General features: G+C 64.7%; 19 protein-coding genes. 10 read left to right on the top strand and 9 right to left on the bottom strand.

Features of this window, described 5'->3' with window-relative positions; all coding sequences use genetic code 11:
- The first annotated feature begins 19 nt into the window (after nucleotides 1-19).
- Complete coding sequence (locus tag CH268_RS00335) at nucleotides 20-1,234, top strand: lipase family protein (protein ID WP_094661868.1); 1,215 nt, start codon at nucleotides 20-22, stop codon at nucleotides 1,232-1,234.
- Between the two features lie 83 nt (nucleotides 1,235-1,317).
- Nucleotides 1,318-2,313, top strand: a complete 996-nt coding sequence (locus CH268_RS00330; RefSeq protein ID WP_094661866.1) for an ABC transporter substrate-binding protein — start codon at nucleotides 1,318-1,320, stop codon at nucleotides 2,311-2,313.
- Between the two features lie 103 nt (nucleotides 2,314-2,416).
- On the opposite strand, the gene CH268_RS00325 is transcribed toward CH268_RS00330, so the two are convergent.
- The 4 genes from CH268_RS00325 to CH268_RS00310 all read right to left on the bottom strand — a co-directional run bounded on the left by CH268_RS00325 (nucleotide 2,417) and on the right by CH268_RS00310 (nucleotide 8,373).
- Nucleotides 2,417-4,291, bottom strand: a complete 1,875-nt coding sequence (locus tag CH268_RS00325; protein ID WP_094661864.1) for an ABC transporter ATP-binding protein — start codon at nucleotides 4,289-4,291, stop codon at nucleotides 2,417-2,419.
- 65 nt (nucleotides 4,292-4,356) lie between these two features.
- Nucleotides 4,357-6,672: an endopeptidase La gene (lon, locus tag CH268_RS00320; RefSeq protein ID WP_032389338.1), complete on the bottom strand. Its 2,316-nt coding sequence runs from the start codon at nucleotides 6,670-6,672 to the stop codon at nucleotides 4,357-4,359.
- 108 nt (nucleotides 6,673-6,780) lie between these two features.
- Entirely contained in the window at nucleotides 6,781-7,482 is a 702-nt protein-coding gene (locus CH268_RS00315) for a type 1 glutamine amidotransferase domain-containing protein (protein ID WP_027495228.1), read from the bottom strand.
- Between the two features lie 129 nt (nucleotides 7,483-7,611).
- Nucleotides 7,612-8,373 (bottom strand): putative protein N(5)-glutamine methyltransferase, encoded by a 762-nt coding sequence (locus CH268_RS00310; RefSeq protein WP_094661862.1) that lies wholly within the window; start codon nucleotides 8,371-8,373, stop codon nucleotides 7,612-7,614.
- Between the two features lie 81 nt (nucleotides 8,374-8,454).
- Here CH268_RS00310 and CH268_RS00305 point away from each other — a divergent pair, with 81 nt between their 5' ends.
- Entirely contained in the window at nucleotides 8,455-8,838 is a 384-nt protein-coding gene (locus CH268_RS00305; RefSeq protein WP_032389341.1) for an MmcQ/YjbR family DNA-binding protein, read from the top strand.
- Between the two features lie 46 nt (nucleotides 8,839-8,884).
- A complete protein-coding gene (locus tag CH268_RS00300; RefSeq protein ID WP_094661860.1) occupies nucleotides 8,885-9,691 on the top strand; it encodes a pentapeptide repeat-containing protein in 807 nt (268 codons plus the stop codon).
- A 4-nt stretch (nucleotides 9,692-9,695) separates the two neighbouring features.
- On the opposite strand, the gene CH268_RS27500 is transcribed toward CH268_RS00300, so the two are convergent.
- Nucleotides 9,696-9,893: a helix-hairpin-helix domain-containing protein gene (locus tag CH268_RS27500; protein WP_032392717.1), complete on the bottom strand. Its 198-nt coding sequence runs from the start codon at nucleotides 9,891-9,893 to the stop codon at nucleotides 9,696-9,698.
- Nucleotides 9,894-9,928: 35 nt separating this feature from the next.
- On the opposite strand from CH268_RS27500, the gene CH268_RS00295 reads away from it, so the two are divergent.
- The gene (locus CH268_RS00295; RefSeq protein ID WP_032382327.1) at nucleotides 9,929-10,816 is read left to right on the top strand and encodes an oxidoreductase; all 888 of its coding nucleotides are present in this window, start codon (nucleotides 9,929-9,931) and stop codon (nucleotides 10,814-10,816) included.
- Here CH268_RS00295 and CH268_RS00290 read toward each other — a convergent pair.
- Nucleotides 10,804-11,337 (bottom strand): TetR/AcrR family transcriptional regulator, encoded by a 534-nt coding sequence (locus tag CH268_RS00290; protein ID WP_094661858.1) that lies wholly within the window; start codon nucleotides 11,335-11,337, stop codon nucleotides 10,804-10,806. The two genes, CH268_RS00295 and CH268_RS00290, sit on opposite strands and share 13 nt — an antisense overlap.
- A 60-nt stretch (nucleotides 11,338-11,397) precedes the next feature.
- Here CH268_RS00290 and zapE point away from each other — a divergent pair, with 60 nt between their 5' ends.
- Nucleotides 11,398-12,315 (top strand): cell division protein ZapE, encoded by a 918-nt coding sequence (gene zapE / locus CH268_RS00285; protein ID WP_094661856.1) that lies wholly within the window; start codon nucleotides 11,398-11,400, stop codon nucleotides 12,313-12,315.
- Here the strand turns inward: zapE and CH268_RS00280 are convergent.
- Nucleotides 12,268-12,648 carry a hypothetical protein gene (locus CH268_RS00280; protein ID WP_032369575.1) on the bottom strand — a complete coding sequence of 127 codons (381 nt, stop codon included), beginning with the start codon at nucleotides 12,646-12,648 and terminating at the stop codon, nucleotides 12,268-12,270. The two genes, zapE and CH268_RS00280, sit on opposite strands and share 48 nt — an antisense overlap.
- A gap of 336 nt (nucleotides 12,649-12,984) precedes the next feature.
- On the opposite strand from CH268_RS00280, the gene CH268_RS00275 reads away from it, so the two are divergent.
- From CH268_RS00275 to CH268_RS00260, 4 genes are all read left to right on the top strand, one after another.
- Nucleotides 12,985-13,359, top strand: a complete 375-nt coding sequence (locus CH268_RS00275; RefSeq protein WP_141215058.1) for a hypothetical protein — start codon at nucleotides 12,985-12,987, stop codon at nucleotides 13,357-13,359.
- 88 nt (nucleotides 13,360-13,447) lie between these two features.
- Entirely contained in the window at nucleotides 13,448-14,557 is a 1,110-nt protein-coding gene (locus CH268_RS00270) for an LLM class flavin-dependent oxidoreductase (RefSeq protein WP_094661852.1), read from the top strand.
- Nucleotides 14,547-15,002, top strand: a complete 456-nt coding sequence (locus tag CH268_RS00265) for a MarR family winged helix-turn-helix transcriptional regulator (protein WP_176457800.1) — start codon at nucleotides 14,547-14,549, stop codon at nucleotides 15,000-15,002. The genes CH268_RS00270 and CH268_RS00265 overlap by 11 nt, the downstream gene beginning before the upstream one ends.
- Entirely contained in the window at nucleotides 15,002-15,886 is an 885-nt protein-coding gene (locus tag CH268_RS00260) for a pirin family protein (protein WP_094661850.1), read from the top strand. Before CH268_RS00265 ends, CH268_RS00260 begins: the two co-directional genes overlap by 1 nt.
- 28 nt (nucleotides 15,887-15,914) lie before the next feature.
- On the opposite strand, the gene CH268_RS00255 is transcribed toward CH268_RS00260, so the two are convergent.
- Together CH268_RS00255 and CH268_RS00250 are read right to left on the bottom strand one after the other, a co-directional pair.
- Nucleotides 15,915-16,460 (bottom strand): ribonuclease H family protein, encoded by a 546-nt coding sequence (locus CH268_RS00255; protein ID WP_094661848.1) that lies wholly within the window; start codon nucleotides 16,458-16,460, stop codon nucleotides 15,915-15,917.
- 137 nt (nucleotides 16,461-16,597) lie between these two features.
- On the bottom strand, nucleotides 16,598-16,865 hold a 268-nt coding region (locus CH268_RS00250), incomplete at its 5' end, for an MBL fold metallo-hydrolase (RefSeq protein WP_141215057.1).

The following is a 16,865-nucleotide window of genomic DNA, read 5'->3' as shown; positions in this document are numbered from 1 at the left end:
GCATGGAGGGGTTTACCAGATGCGGGTTCTCAAATTGGCAGGCGCTGTCAGCATAACGGCGGTTGCCGTTCTCTGTTCGACGCTTGTCGGCCCAGCTCAGGCCGCTGCGGCGCCCTTGTTTCCGACGCCGATATCGGACGGTTTCTACGCTCCGCCCGCCGACCTCGCCGCTATGGCACCGGGGGACGTGATCTCCAGCCGGCCGATGCCGCCACCTCCCGGCTTCTTCGACGTCGACGTGTGGCAGCTGAAGTTCCGCTCCACGAATTCGGCGGGTAATCCCATCGCGGCGATCAACACCGTGCTGGTCCCGCGCAACAAAGCCCCCAACGGGCCGGTGCTGTCTTACCAACACATCATCAACGCACTCGGTCTCGAATGTGCACCGTCACAAGCGCTCTGGTCCAACGATCCCAATCTGGCGATCCGCGAGGCACCCGCGCTGAACGCCGTTCTGCAGCGTGGCTGGACGGTTGTCATCGCCGATCACCTCGGCCCCAACAGTGCCTACGGTGCAGCCAAGCTCGGCGGACAGATCGTGCTCGACAGCATCCGCGCCACCCAGCGTTTCGATCCGCTGCAGCTGCGGCAGAGCCCGGTTGCGTTGGCCGGATACTCCGGTGGCGGCATGGCGACGGCGTGGGCAGCAGCGTTGCAGAACGACTACGCGCCCGAGCTGAACATCGTCGGCAGCGCCGCGGGCGGTGCGCCGATGAACCTCGAGCGCATGGCTCGCGATCTCGGTTTCGCACCCCACCCGGTGTTCGGTCTCGCCTTCGCCGCTGCGCTCGGCCTCGAGCGCGAGTACCCCACACGCATTCCGATCAGCTCCCAGTTGAACCCGTTGGGCAAGCAGATCGAAAGCGAGATCCAGAACGGATGCACCAACGACATCATCGCCGCCGGAGCCGGTAAGAGCGCGATGGAGGTCGCGGGCACGTTGGACCTGATGAACAGCCCGGAGATGATCGCGGCCGTCAACGAGAACAGCGTCGAGATGTACCCCGGTGTGCCGAAAGCTCCGTACTTCGAGTGGCACAGTCCCACCGATGCGCTCATCCCGGTCAGCTCGATCGACAACACGATCGCACGCTACTGCCGGGCCGGGGTCAACGTCACCGAGGTCCAGGTACCCAGCAACGATCACCTGACCGCTGCCGTACTCGGCCTGCCGCAGGCTCTGGAATGGATCGATCAGCGGTTCGCCGGAGTGCCCGCCGTTTCCAACTGCTGACCGTATTGTCCGACCCGGTGCGTGCTGGACGAGCACATGGGTCGGTTAGGCTAACCTCGCAAATACACGCGCGAGGAGTCCCCATGAAGAAGACCGTCCACGTAGTCGCCGCCGGTGCCGCAGTCATGGCACTGGCGGTCGGCTGTTCGTCCAGCGACGAATCCACTGCCAGAGGTAACTCCGAGAACAGTGCCAACTTTCCCGTCACCATCGAGCACCACTTCGGTGAGACGGTCATCGACGCCGCACCCTCCCGCGTCGTGACCATCGGATTCAACGAGCAGGACTTCGCGCTGGCGCTCGGAGTCAAGCCCGTCGCCACCCGTGGAAATCTCAGTTACGACTACCGCCAGCGCCCGTGGGCCCAAGAAGCATTGGGCGGCACCGAGATCCCCGAGGTCGGCAGCACCGACCTGAACCTCGAGCAGATTGCAGCGCAGTCACCCGATCTGATCCTTGGACCGTACTCGTTCATCGATCAAGGCCAGTACGACCAACTTTCGGCGATGGCCCCGACGATCGCAGACATCGGTGGATACGACGACGTCCCCGCGGCCACGTGGCAGCAGGAATTCGCCGTGGTCGGCGAGGCACTGGGCAAGAAGCAGGAATCCGACGAGCGAACGGCCCAGCTCGAGCAGAAGTTCGAGACCACCCAGACCGACAACCCTCAGTTCGCTGGCAAGGCACTGACACTCGCGTTCGTCATGGACGACGGCAGCTACCTCGTCCTCGGTAAAGACGACATCCGAGCACTGTTCTTCACCGACCTCGGCTTCGAGATCCCCGACGCCAGCGAAACGGTCAGTCCCGAAAACCTCAGTCGACTCGACACCGACGTCCTCGTCATCGCCGGGCAGAGCCGCGAACAACTGCAGGCAAACCCGCTGATCGCCGCACTCGACGTCGTGAAGCAGGACCGCACCGTCTACATCGGATCGTTCAGCACCGACCTACCGTCGGCTCTCGGCTACTCGAGCCCACTGTCCCTCGACTACGCAATCGACGGATTCACCCCGATGCTGGCCGCCGCAACCGACAACGACCCGGCCACCGTGGTCCCAGATCCGATGTCATAGGTCACTCCGCAGGCTGCGCTCCCGGCCTTCATAGCTCACTCCGCAGGCTGCGCTCCCGGCCTTCATAGGTCACTCCGCAGGCTGCGCTCCCGGCCTTCCTAGGTCACTCCGCTGGCACGGTGTGCGCGAACTGTGTTCGATGCAGCTCCTCGTAGCGGCCGCCCGCTGCGAGGAGCTCGTCGTGTGTTCCGCGCTCGATGACCTGTCCGTTCTCGATCACCAGGATGGCGTCCGCTGCTCGGATGGTCGAGAGCCGGTGCGCGATCACCACCGACGTCTTGCCCTCGAGCGCCTCGGCCAGCGCTGCCTGCACGGCGGCCTCGGACGTCGAATCCAGTGAAGCCGTGGCCTCGTCGAGAATCACCACCCGCGGCTGCGCGATCAGCAGCCGGGCGATCGTCAGGCGTTGACGCTCCCCGCCGGACAGGCGGTAGCCGCGCTCGCCGACGATTGTCTCGAGCCCGTCGGGCAGGGAACGCACGAGATCGGCGAGCCTGGCCCGCGACAGTGCGTCCCACAGTTCGTCCTCGGTGGCGTCGGGGCGCGGCAGCAGCAGATTCGAGCGAATGCTTTCGTGGAACAGATGACCGTCCTGAGTCACCATTCCCACTGTGTTGCGGACGGATTCGGCGGTCAGGTCCCGCACGTCGACATCGCCGAGACGCACTGCGCCGCTGTCGACGTCGTACAACCGAGCGATCAGTTGCGCGATCGTGGACTTGCCCGCACCGGAGGTACCCACCAGGGCGACCATCTGACCGGGTTCGGCCCGGAACGACACACCGTGCAGAACCTCCTCGCCGCCACGGGAATCCAGAGTTGCGACCTCCTCCAGGGACGCGAGCGACACCTTGTCGGCCGACGGGTATGCGAACCGGACGTCGTCGAGTTCGACGGCCACCGGCCCCGGGGTCAGCACCGTCGCGTCGGGCTTGTCGGCGATCAGAGGAACGAGATCGAGCACCTCGAACACGCGCTCGAAACTGACCAGCGCGCTCATGACCTCGACACGGGCACTCGCCAGTGCGGTCAGCGGCGCATAGAGCCTGGTCAGCAGAAGGGACAGTGCGACAACCGAACCCGGGTCCAGTCGACCACTGAGTGCGTAGAAGCCGCCGAGTCCGTAGACCACGGCGAGGGCCAGAGCCGACACCAGGGTGAGCGCCGTGACGAACACGGTCTGCACCATCGCGCTCCGTACCCCGATGTCGCGGACTCGGGCGGCTCGAACCGCGAACTCGACGGATTCCTGGTCAGGGTGCCCGAACAGTTTGACCAGTGTCGCTCCCGGCGCCGAGAAACGCTCGGTCATCTGGGTGCTCATCGCCGAATTGTGTGCTGCCGCTTCGCGTTGCAGACGTGCGAGGCGTCGACCCATGCGACGGGCCGGCAGCACGAACACCGGCAACAGGATCAGCGCGAGCAGAGTGATCTGCCAGGAGATTCCGATCATCACCACCAGCGTCAGAGCCAGCGTCACCACGTTGCTGACGACTCCGGACAACGTGGTGCTGAATGCGCGTTGGGCACCGATGACGTCGTTGTTGAGGCGACTGACCAGAGCGCCGGTTCGGGTGCGAGTGAAGAAGGCGATCGGCATCCGCTGCACATGGTCGAACACTGCGGTGCGCAGATCCAGAATCAGACTCTCACCGATGTTGGACGAAAGCCACCGGTTGATCAGACCGAAGCCTGCGTCCACGATGGCGATCACCGCGATAGCCAGGGCCAACAGCACCACCACGCGTAGCTCTCGCCCGTCGACGATCGCGTTGACCACCCGCCCGGCCAATACCGGAGTTGCCACCGCAAGCACCGCCAGCGCGACGCTGAGCACCAGGAAGCCGCCGAGGGCGCGTCGATGCGGTGCTGCGAACGACAGGATCCGACGCGCAGTCTCCTTGGAGAACGAAGACTGCGCGCCGGAGCTGTTCATCGTGCGATACATCTGGTTCCACGCGGTCATCTCCATGCTCATGACACCAACGTAGAACCTCGACCGAACTCGAGGTCAAGCAGAGCCCGAGAACGGTCGCCGTCACCTCACGCTGCCGCGGCAGCTTCCGCCGGTTCCAGCGCGAGCGCCAGGATGTCGGCCACGTCGGTCATCGGCCGAACGTCCAACGCCTCCAGGACCTCCGCAGGGACGTCGTCCAGATCGGGTTCGTTGCGTGCCGGAATGAACACCGTCTTCAGCCCGGCGCGCTGAGCCGCCAGCAGCTTCTGCTTCACTCCACCGATCGGCAGCACACGTCCGTTGAGCGTCACCTCTCCGGTCATTCCCACGTCCGACCGCACCGGACGCCCGGTGGCCATCGACACCAGGGCCGTCACCATCGTCACGCCCGCCGAAGGACCGTCCTTGGGCACTGCCCCGGCCGGAACGTGCACATGGATACTGCGATCCAGTGATTCGGCAGTGACGCCGAATCGAGCTGCGTGCGCTCGCACGTAGGACAGCGCGATCTGCGCCGACTCCTTCATCACGTCGCCGAGCTGGCCGGTGAGCGTGAGGCCCGCGTCGCCCTCGGTGGAGGCCGCCTCGATGAACAGCACGTCGCCGCCGAGCCCGGTCACTGCCAGACCCGTTGCGACACCGGGCACTTCGGTTCGCTCGTGCGCCTCGGGGGTGAAGCGCGGACGACCGAGGTAGGTCACCAGATCCGGCTCGTCGATCTCGAGCACGTCCGTGGTGCCCGCAAGTTTCGTCGCCACCTTACGTAGAGCCTTGGCCAGCAAGCGTTCGAGTTGCCGCACCCCGGGCTCACGGGTGTAGTCGGCAGCGATCTTGCGCAGTGCGGCGTCGGTGACGGTCACCTCGTCGGATGTGACTGCCGCCCTCTCCATCTGACGCGGAAGCAGGTAGTTCCGAGCGATGACGACCTTGTCGTCCTCGGTGTATCCATCGATGGTCACCAGCTCCATACGATCGAGCAGTGGGCCGGGAATCTGATCGATCACGTTGGCGGTGGCAAGGAACACGACGTCGGACAGGTCGAGATCCAGATCGAGGTAGTGGTCGCGGAACGTGTGGTTCTGCGCCGGGTCCAGTACCTCGAGCAGTGCGGCGCTGGGATCACCACGGTAGTCCGAACCGACCTTGTCGATCTCGTCCAGCAGCACAACGGGATTCATCGATCCCGCCTCGCCGATCGCCCGCACGATGCGGCCCGGCAGTGCGCCGACGTAGGTGCGACGGTGGCCGCGGATCTCGGCCTCGTCGCGAACCCCACCGAGGGCAACACGGACGAAGGTACGCCCGAGAGCGCGGGCCACCGATTCGCCCAACGAGGTCTTACCGACACCGGGAGGTCCGGCGAGCACCATGACGGCACCGGAGCCGCGTCCGCCGACGGACTGCATACCGCGCTCGGAGCGCCGTGCACGAACGGCCAGATATTCGACGATGCGGTCCTTCACGTCGTCGAGGCCGTGGTGGTCGGCATCGAGAACGGCTCGCGCCGAATCGATGTCGGTGTTGTCGGTCGTGGTGTTGTTCCACGGCAGGTCCAGCACGGTGTCGAGCCAGGTGCGAATCCACCCCGACTCGGGGCTCTGATCACTGGCCCGCTCCAACTTGCCCACTTCACGGAGCGCCTGTTCGCGCACCTTCTCGGGCAGGTCCGCAGCCTCGACACGGCCGCGGTAATCATCCGCACCGTCGGGTTCGTCCTCGCCCAGTTCTTTTCGGATAGCAGCGAGCTGCTGGCGCAGGAGGAACTCCTTCTGCGTCTTCTCCATGCCCTCTCGGACGTCGCCGGAGATCTTGTCGTTCACCTCGACCTCGGCCAAGTGAGCCTTGGTCCACTCGATCAGCGATGTCAGACGCGTTGCCACGTCAGGTGTTTCGAGCAGATCCCGCTTCTGCACGTCGGTCAAGTACGACGCGTAACCCGCGGTATCGGCGATCGCGCCGGGGTCGGTGAGCTTGTTGACCGAATCGATCACCTGCCACGCGTCGCGGCGCTGCAGCATCGCGACGACGAGTTGCTTGTATTCGGCTGCAAGCGCTTTGAGGTCGTCGTTCGGGGTTGTATCGGCGACGGGTTCGGCCTCGACCCACAGGGCCGCCCCGGGGCCACTGACCCCGTGGCCGATGTGCGCACGACGAGTTGCCTTGATGACGGCGGCCGGCCGGCCGTCAGCGAGCCGTCCCATCTGCACGATGGTGGCGAGAACGCCGTAAGCGGCATAGCGGTCTTCGAGACGCGGTGCAACTAGCAGCGTGCCGTCGTTGCTTGCCTTCGCTGCGTCGACGGCGGCGCGTGCGGCCTCGTCGAGTTCGACGGGCACCACCATTCCGGGCAGGACGATCGGGTCGGTCAGGAACAGTACGGGGACACGAACGGTTTCGGTCACTTCTCCTCCAAAGGATTGAGCTATAGGGGCTCAACTTCGAAAGGAGTAGTGATGTTCCCCGAGCGGTCGATGTTCTCCGTGGGCAGAACACCGACCGTCCACGGCGTCTTACTTCAGGGCGCTGACCAGCTTCTCCGCGAGAGGACGCGTCGATGCGGGGTTCTGGCCCGTGTAGAGGTTGCGGTCGACGACCACATGCGGCGACCAGGCGTCGGCGTTCTCGAACTTGGCGCCGTTCTCGCGCAGCCGGGTCTCGAGGAGCCATGGGGCCTTGTCTGCGAGCCCAGCCTGGGTCTCTTCCTCGTCGGTGAAGCCGGTGAGCTCGTACCCGTCGAAAGCCCAGGAGCCGTCGGTACGGACGGCAGGCAGCAGGGCCGCCGGTGCGTGGCACACCGCCGAGACCACCTTGTTCGCATCGAGGAAGTCGACCACGAGCGCACCGAAGCTCGTCGAGACGGCGAGATCCTCCATGGGCCCGTGGCCGCCGGGGACGAACACGACGTCGAAGTCGGAGGCCTTCTGGTCTTCCAGCTTCGCGGGCGAGGACAGGATCGACTCGATCGAGGCCAGGTAGCTCTTCTGGTCCGCCACCTTCTGCTCGTCGCCGCCGTTCGCGTCGACGGCCAAGCTGCCCTCGTCGACGACCGGAGCCTTGCCACCCGGCGTCGCCACCGTGATGTCCCACCCGGCCTCGACGAATGTGCGATGGGACTCGACGAGCTCCTCGGCCCAGTACCCGGTGGGGTGCTTGCTTCCGTCGTTCAGGGTCCAATGGTCGGCAGCGGTTACCGCGAACAGCAAAGTAGTCATGGTCGAACAGCCTCTTTTCTCTATCGGGATCCGTTCGGGAATGCCACGAAACGCCCCAGTCGAAACGCACAGTCGAAACGCACAGTCGAAACGCGCCTCCGAAACCGGCCGTGTATGGCACTCGTCTCGTCACGTACGCGAAGCGATCACGACCACCGCGTCGAATTCGTCCGATGCGTTCACCCGCGCGTGGAATCCGCAGTCGCGCACTGCCCGCAGAGTCGAATCAGCCAGTGCTGCACTGCTTTCGATCAGCAAGTGACCGCCGGGGGCCAACCATGCAGGCGCCCCCTCGGCCACGAGACGGTGGAATCGGGCACCGTCTTCGCCGCCGTCGAGCGCGATGCGTGGCTCGTGCAGTCGCGCTTCCCGCGGCATCAGTTCGATGTGGGCCGTCGGGACGTACGGCGCGTTGACCACTATCGCATCGAAGGATCCGAGCAACTCCGGTGGTAAGGCGTCGTACAGATCGCCGCGGTACACCGCGCCCCCGACGGGAGCCAGGTTGCGCGTGGCGCATTCCACGGCCGCCTCGTCGAGATCGGCGGCATGTAGTTCGGTGACGCCACCGACCGACAGCCCGACCGCACCGGATCCGCAGCACATGTCCAGTAGTCGCGACGGCTGAAGTGCTGCAGCGCAATTCACCAGGAATTCGGTTCTCCGACGGGGCACGAATACCCCCGGTTCGACGGCGACGCGTCGACCACAGAACCACACCCAGCCGACGATGTGTTCGAGCGGTTCCCCTGCGACACGGCGAGCGAGCAGGGCGGCGAGATCGTCGCTGTCCGATGCAGATTCGATCAGAATGCCGGCTTCTTCTTCGGCGAACACGCAGCCGGCCCCGCGCAGACCGGACACGACCTCGTCGTACTCGGGTCTCACCATGGATGGAGCCTCCTCCAAGTGCCTGCGCCCAACTGCCCCGCGCTGAAATACTGTAGCCCGGCATGTGTCACAGGGAGTCGAATGAACTGGGAACCCGAGGTCCGACAGATGTGTCTGGCGTTGCCCGAGACCTACGAGGAGCAGGCGTGGGTCGGTACTCGATGGCGGGTACGTGGCCGCACCTTCGCCCACGTCCTCGACATTGTCGACGGCACTCCTCCGGCATTCGCAACAGCGGCGGGGACCGACGGACCGGCGCATGTCCTCGTATTCCGTTCCTCCGGAATAGAACTCGACGCGTTGTCGAAGCGGGATGGCTTCTTCGCTCCCGGCTGGGGACCCGAGATCATCGGCATGCTGCTCGACGAGTCGGTGGATCGAACGGAACTCGGCGAGTTGATCACGGAGAGCTACTGCACCCGGGCCCCGAAGAAGCTCGTCGCACTCCTCCGACGTCCGGAGTGACGATTCTCGTTTGACGCTGCGGCCGCCCGAAGGACAGAGTGAGCACATGAGCCCACCCGAAAATCTGCTCGCCGATTGCGGCAGCTGCTTCGGACTCTGTTGCGTTGCTCTGCCCTTCGCCAAGTCGTCGGATTTCGCCGTCGACAAAGCCGCCGGGGAACCGTGCCGCAACCTTCAGCAGGACTCGCGCTGCGGCATCCACTCGTCGCTTCGGGAGAAGGGCTTTCCCGGATGCACGGTGTACGACTGTTTCGGTGCGGGGCAGAAAGTGTCGCAATCGACGTTCGCGGGACGGGACTGGCGAGAAACGCCGTCGAACTCGTCGGAGATGTTCGCGGTGTTCCCGATCATGCGGGATCTGCACGAGTTGCTCTGGTACCTGGCAGATGCACGTGGCCGGACATCGACCGCATCCCTGCACAGCCGGCTTACCCACGAGTACGAGGAGCTGGACGCTCTCACGTCGGAGACTCCCGAGGTCCTGTTGTCGGTCGACGTCTTCGCAGTGCGCTCGCGGGTCAACGAGGCGCTGCTCGATGCAAGCGATCTGGTGCGCGCAGAGGTGTCGGGCAAGAAGAAGAACTACCGCGGACGCGACATGATCGGGGCCAAGCTGGCCGGTGCGGACCTCCGCGGTGCGAGCTTGCGGGGCACGTACCTGATCGGGGCGAATCTGCGCGGTGCCGACTTGCGCTGGGCCGACCTGATCGGGGCCGATTTTCGCGGTGCCGATCTCCGCGGTGCGAATCTGCGCGAGACGATCTTCGCGACGCAATTCCAGATCAATGCGGCGCTCGGTGACAGATCGACACAGCTACCCGAGGCGTTGACCCGTCCCGGACATTGGACGTGACCGTTCAGCTCAGTGACCTGCCGGTGCGCTCGAGCGCTTCCTGAACGATCCTCACTGCCTTCGGTCCGACTCCGTGCAGTGATGCGAGCTCGGCAGCGGGCAACCCGGCCAGGTCGTCGAGACCGGTATATCCCGCAGCTCGCAATGCCCGCATCGCGGGGTTTCCGATCCCCGTCGGAAAAACGGGTTCTGTTGTACTCACCGGCGCATTCTAAAACAGACCGGTAGCCTGTTGCCGTGCCCGAAACCAAGCAGAAACGCGTTGTCATCACCGGAGCGAATACCGGTATCGGCTACTACACAGCTTTGGAGCTGGCCAAGCGCGGCGATCACGTGACGCTTGCCTGCCGCAACCAGGACAAGGCCGATGCCGCAGCGGCGAAGATCCGCGCGGAGGCCCCGAACGGAACTGTCGACACGGCCACCCTCGACCTGGCCGACCTCGGTTCGGTCCGCAAGTACGCCGAGTCGGCTCCCGAATCGATCGACATTCTGATCAACAATGCGGGCGTCATGATGCCGGCGAAGCGAACCGAAACGAAGGATGGGTTCGAGCTCCAGATCGGCACCAACCACCTCGGCCACTTCGCGCTGACCGGGTTGCTGTTCCCCAAGCTCGCCGCTGACGCGAAGATCACGACCGTCGCCTCGGTCGCGCACCGTCAGCGCCCCAAGCTCGACTTCGACGACCTCCAGCTCGAGCGTGGCTACAACGCGCAACGTGGATACGCGAACTCCAAGCTCGCGAACATCCTGTTCGCGCTGGAACTGCAGCGTCGGATCGACAAGGCCGGATCCAAGGTCACCAGCAATGCGGCACACCCCGGCATCTCGTCGACCGAGCTCTACTCGAGCCCGGACGGGTTGGGCAGCAACAAGATCCTGGCAGCCCTGGCACCGATCGGACTGAAGTTCATATCTCAATCCGCCCGTGCCGGAGCGCTTCCCACACTCTATGCAGTCGACGTCGCAGGCGGCGGTACCTACAGCGGTCCCACATCACTGTTCGAGTCCCGCGGCAAGCCGGGCCCGGCGAGCATGACCAAGATGGCCCAGGATCCCGCACTCGCAGCCCAGCTGTGGGACGCCAGCGAGAAACTCACCGGAGTCGGCTACCCGTTCTGAGACGCAATCCCGGCGAGATAGACCGATATCGGAAGCCATAGTCCCGCAGCCCCTTTCGCGGTTCCACGGCCGAAAATCGCGTCGGCCATCAGTCCCTCGCACAGCGAGACCAAGCCGTCTCCGTGGGCTGGATCGTCGAACAGTTCTCTGGCCCGTTCGAGTGAGAAGAACGAACGGGCCAAGTCGGCCCTGATGTCGGCCGGGACCGCAGGATCGAGCATCAGCGCGTAGCGGGCCCGGAGCTCGACCATGCGATGGGTGATCGCAGCGTCGAGATAGCGTGCGATCACCGTCGCAACATCGGTTTCGGTTCCGACGATCTCCAGAAACGATGCCCGCGAGAGCTCGATCAGGCGGGTAGCCACGGCGGCGAGCAGATCGGCCTTGGTGCGGAAGTAGTACGACGTGGACCCTGCCGGAAAGTCCAGCACCGAATCGATCGACCGGTGCGTCAACACGCGCAAGCCGTCTCGGGCGATGACACCCAGTGCGGCGTCGGCGATGGCGGTGCGGCGGTCCACAGCAGTGACCCTACACACGCACTCTACAAATGTAGAGTCGCGGGGCGTACGGTTCGTTACATGAGGCCGACCGCATCGCGACACGTCTTCGACGCTGCATTCACGCTCGACGACGCCCAGGCCGCAGCGGCAGACATGCTGTCGACACCCGGCGACAGAGGTGTCTACCTGTGGGGTCCGGTCGGGCGTGGCAAGACCTGGCTGCTGGACAGCTACTTCGCCGCGGCCGACACTTCTGCGAAGAAGCGCGTGCACTTCCACAGCTTCTTCCGCGATCTCCACGCGGCGTACTTTCGCCACGGGTTTTCCATCGACGCAGCCATCGACGATGTCCTGTCGACAGGATCGGCTCCGGCGGCACTGCTGTGCTTCGACGAATTTCACGTCCACGACATCGGAGACGCCCGCCTCATCACGCGGATGCTCGACGCACTCTTTGCCCGTGGCGTCGTCCTGGTCGTCACCTCGAATTACGCGCCCGACGAATTGCTACCGAATCCGCTGTTCCACCCGGCGTTCGTCCCGACCATCGAGAAACTGAAGCAGTGCCTCGACGTGGTCCGTGTCGACGGCCCCGTCGATTACCGCGCCGCCGGCGCCAGTGGATCGCGCTTCGCCTCGGGGACATGGACCGTGGAGCCCGTCTCGGGTGGTCGAACGTTTGCCGAGCTGTGTTGCGCTGCCCGCTCGACGGGCGATTACCTCGAGATGCTCCAGAAAGCACCGCAGCTGACGATCACCGACATTCCGGCTCTCGCGAGCGTGGACGACTTCGCGGCTCAGCGCTTCGCGAATCTCGTAGATGTCCTGTACGACCGCGATGTGCGTACCGAATTCCACAGCGTGGTGCCGCTGACCGAATTCGCCGTCGGACGTAGCGGACTCGATACCGACAGACTGATCAGTCGACTCAGCGAACTGGGCTCTCGGTCACGCGAGTGCGCGGCGGACAGAGTCAGGATCCCCGGCTCGCAGTAGCTCTTCACCGCGAGCGAGGAGAACGACCTCGTTACCGTCGAGCGCGAGCCCACGGCACGCCAGGCCGGCTCCTTCCCACAGCAGAACGAGCTCGAGAATCAGCCGCGCGAGAGTGGCGTCGGGATTGCGGCCGATGCTCCACGACCAGTTACTGACTCGGATTCCGGCGTCTCGGGCGAGCGCCTCACCCAGCCGAGATCCGGTCACCCACGGATACATGTCGTCCAGGACCGGCGTGAAGGCGGAGGTGAGCAGTGCCGCAGCAAGATCGCGACGGTCTCGCCCCAGCAGCGCTCGAAGTTCGGCGGACAGTTCGGTCTTGGATGCCGGCATCTCCGAATCCTAGACGCGCGCTCGATTCGAACTGCGGCACGTCGGTGCATCCAACGAACTCGAATACGGGCCTACGGTCGCGCAGCAGGCAGTTTGGTCATCACAACTTCGTGCTCCTGGGGAGCAAGGGGGTAAGGGACTCTGTCACCGGTGTCGTTGAAACCCATGCGACAAACCCACGCAACACAAAGGGAGACACCCACTACTGACGGCGGTCGGGGGCGACAGCAGTAGCGGGTGTCTCATTGACCATTCGGGGCCCGTCGCCGGGTGGATGGGTAGCGGATGGGAAATTCTTTCGAAGTTTTTTCACCGACCGAGGCATAGCCTGTGACCATGCCTTTCACAGCAGCGAACCACTACGACTTCAGCGGTGACGACCTCACCGGAACCGTCGACGCCCATCGCTCCGCCGGAGTGTGGGCGGCGCAGCTCGTCCTCAGTGGAGAGACGCTGGAATCCACCGACGTCACCCGATCCGATCTGGGATTCGAGGTGCGGACCGTCGTCGAGACCCTCTCGGACGGTAACCGGACCCACCTGCTCGTCGTTCTGCCCTGCGTCAACATCGATACGGACGACGGCCAGGACGTCACGTTCACCTCGTACGCAGTGCTGTACACCGTGCACGGCGGAACCACCGAGCAGCACGGCCCGACCGAGTCGTACGACGTGCGGTTGCTCACCGGAACCGCGTCGCTCGTGCAGTGACCGCCACGGAAATAACCCGGACCGCACCCCGGTTGTACGGCATAGTCAATGCAAACGCATGAACTTGTCGTTCGGGTAGGAGCACGCAATGCAGTTCGGAATCTTCACCGTCGGAGATGTCACCACCGACCCCACCACCGGGACGACGCCCTCCGAGCACGAGCGCATTCGATCGATGGTCGCCATCGCCAAGCATGCCGAGGACGTCGGCCTGGATGTTTTCGCGACCGGCGAGCATCACAATCCGCCGTTCGTACCCTCGTCACCGACGACCATGCTCGGCTACATCGCGGCCACCACCGAGAAGTTGATCCTGTCGACGTCGACGACGCTGATCACGACGAACGACCCGGTCAAGATCGCCGAGGACTACGCGATGCTTCAGCATCTGTCCGAGGGACGCGTCGACCTCATCATGGGTCGCGGCAACACCGGCCCGGTCTACCCGTGGTTCGGACAGGACATCCGTCAGGGCATCCCATTGGCTCTGGAGAACTACCAGCTGCTGCGACGCCTGTGGACCGAGGACGTCGTCACGTGGAAGGGAAACTTCCGGACGCCACTCGACCGGTTCACGTCCACTCCCCGTCCGCTCGACAACATCGCGCCGTTCGTCTGGCACGGGTCGATCCGTAGCCCGGAGATCGCAGAAATCGCCGCCTACCACGGTGACGGCTTCTTCGCGAACAACATCTTCTGGCCGAAAGAGCACTACATCCAGCTCATCGATCTCTACCGGGAACGCTACGAGCACTACGGCCACGGCCGCGCCGACCAGGCCATCGTCGGTCTCGGCGGTCAGGTGTTCATGCGCAAGAACAGCCAGGACGCGGTGAACGAATTCCGACCGTACTTCGACAACGCACCCGTCTACGGCCACGGACCGAGCATGGAGGAGTTCACCGAGCAGACTCCGCTGACCGTCGGATCTCCGCAGCAGGTCATCGAGAAGACGCTCGCATTCGCAGACTACTTCGGCGACTACCAGCGTCAGCTGTTCCTGATGGACCACGCCGGCCTGCCGCTGAAGACAGTGCTCGAGCAACTCGACATCCTCGGCGAGGACGTCGTACCGGTTCTGCGCAAGGAATTCGCTGCCCGACGCCCGGCCGGCGTTCCGGAGAATCCTCCGACTCACGCCTCGATGCTGGCAGAAAAGGCCGCGGGCGCTGCGAAGGAACCAGCAGTTGCCGTCTGACACGGAGGTGGCGGTGAAAGCCTGGGAGTCGCTCTTTCGCTCCCAGGTCTCCCTGATGCGCCGGTTCGCCGCCGACGACATCTGGGATCCGATCGGCATGCGCGAATACGACGTGCTGTTCACCCTGAGCACCAGCCCGGACCGCAGACTCCGACTGCGTCGACTCAACGACGAGATCCTGCTCAGCCAACCGTCGCTGAGCCGGATGTGCGACCGGCTCGAAGCGATGGGTTACGTTGTCCGAGAACATGATCCGTCGGACAAACGCGGGACCGTGATCTGCCTGACGGACGCGGGATCGCACCTGCAGGCCTCGATCGGACGCAAACACGCCGCCCGCATCAGGCGCTACGTCGGCGATGCATTGAACACCGACGAGCTCAGGACACTCGACAGTCTGTGCACCAAGCTCAGACTCGCCCAGACCGACATTCGGGAGCACTGATGATCCAGGTCCTCACCCCACGCGAGGTTCCACTCGGTGGCCCTCGTGCCATGAAGGTGCGCCGCACCCTGCCGCACAAGAACCGATCCCTTATCGGCGCATGGTGTTTCGCAGACCACTACGGGCCCGAGCACTCGCGCATGGACGTCGCACCGCACCCGCACACCGGCCTACAGACCGTCAGCTGGCTGTTCTCCGGTGAGATCGAACATCGCGACAGCGTCGGATCTCATGCGATGGTGCGGCCCGGGGAGCTCAACCTGATGACGGCCGGGCAGGGCATCAGCCACTCCGAGGTGTCGACACCCGACACCGACATCCTGCACGGGATGCAGCTGTGGGTGGCACTGCCCTCCGTATCTCGTTTCGTGGCACCGACTTTCGAGCACTACGTTCCCGAGTCGATCACCCGGCCCGGCCTGACCGCTCGGGTGTTTCTCGGATCGCTTCTGGGCGAGACCTCGCCGGTGTCGACGTACACGCCACTGCTCGGAGCGGAGATCGTGCTCGACGCCGGGGCGCGGGTCAGCGTCGAGATCGACGAGTCCTACGAACACGGAGTTGTCGTCGACCAGGGAGCGGTGACGCTGAACGATACCGATCTGGGCGCAGCCGAACTCGGCTACCTCGAACCCGGGCACCGGTCGATGCAGCTCCACAATCCCGCCCGCGAACCGGTTCGAATCCTCCTGTTGGGCGGTCCGCCGTTCGGCGAACAGATAGTCATGTGGTGGAACTTCGTCGGCCGCAGCCACGAGGACGTGGTGGAGTATCGGGCCGCGTACGAGGCCGAGAACGGTCAGTTCGGCACCGTGGAGGGCTACCCCGGGCCCAGGTTGCACGCACCGGAACTACCCAACGCACGGATGAGACCTCGCGGCTGATCCGGAACGCCCGCGCGCGGCTCGGCCGTCAGAACAGGGTGGCGATCTCCGGCTCGGACGGGAGCGGCGCAGCGGGGACGGATGCCTTCTGTGGAACGGGACCGCTGCGAGCCTCGGTCGGTGCGGACACCGCGTTCGCTCCGGCTGCCGCGATGGCGCGGGCGGCTTCGCCCGCCAGCGCGTCGGCTGCTTCGTTGAAGTGATTGCCGACGTGGCCGCGAACCCACCGGAATCGCACCGGCCCTTCGCGTTCGGTGATGGCTCGCTCGATGCTCTGCACCAGATCGAGGTTGCGCACGGGAGTGCCGCCCGCGGTCTTCCACCCCTTGCGCTTCCAGCCTGCCAGCCACTCCGACGCGCACTTGATGGCGTACTGCGAGTCCGATTCGATCAGCAACGGCTCCGGGCCGGGGTGGGCCAGCACTGCCTCGAGCAAGGCGCGGAGCTCGGCTACCTGGTTGGTGCCCGAGGGCTCGCCGCCGGAGTTGCTCGGACCCGTGTGATTGACCCACGCCCACCCGATTGCTCCGCCGGGGTTACGCAGACAAGAGCCGTCCGTACTCACGATGATCACGGACAGGACCCTACTTCGGGCCACCGACAAACCCCGGCTGACTCGCCCCGGCAGCCGGGAGAGACTTCTCCCAAGCTGGGCATGGCTGACACTGTGCTGCTGGGCATGGGTGACACTGTGCTGCGAAACATCGAACCTCAGTTCCCGCGGGCTATCCATTCTTCGAGGTGCGGGGACTCGTCCCCGATACTCGTTCCGTCTCCGTGCCCGGTGTTGACTCGGGTCTCGGCGGGCAACGCGAACAATCGATCCCGGATCGAGCCGATGATCGTCGGGAAATCCGAATACGACCGACCCGTAGCACCGGGCCCACCGGAGAACAACGTGTCCCCCGAGAACAACTGACCCGCCTCGGGCAGATACAGACAACTCGACCCCGGCGAATGACCGGGAGTATGCAACGCC

Source organism: Rhodococcus sp. 06-1460-1B (assembly GCF_002258475.1).
GTDB classification, from domain to species: domain Bacteria; phylum Actinomycetota; class Actinomycetes; order Mycobacteriales; family Mycobacteriaceae; genus Rhodococcoides; species Rhodococcoides fascians.
The sequence above is the reverse complement of the archived record's forward strand: the minus strand, read 5'-3'. Positions and strand labels throughout refer to the sequence as shown.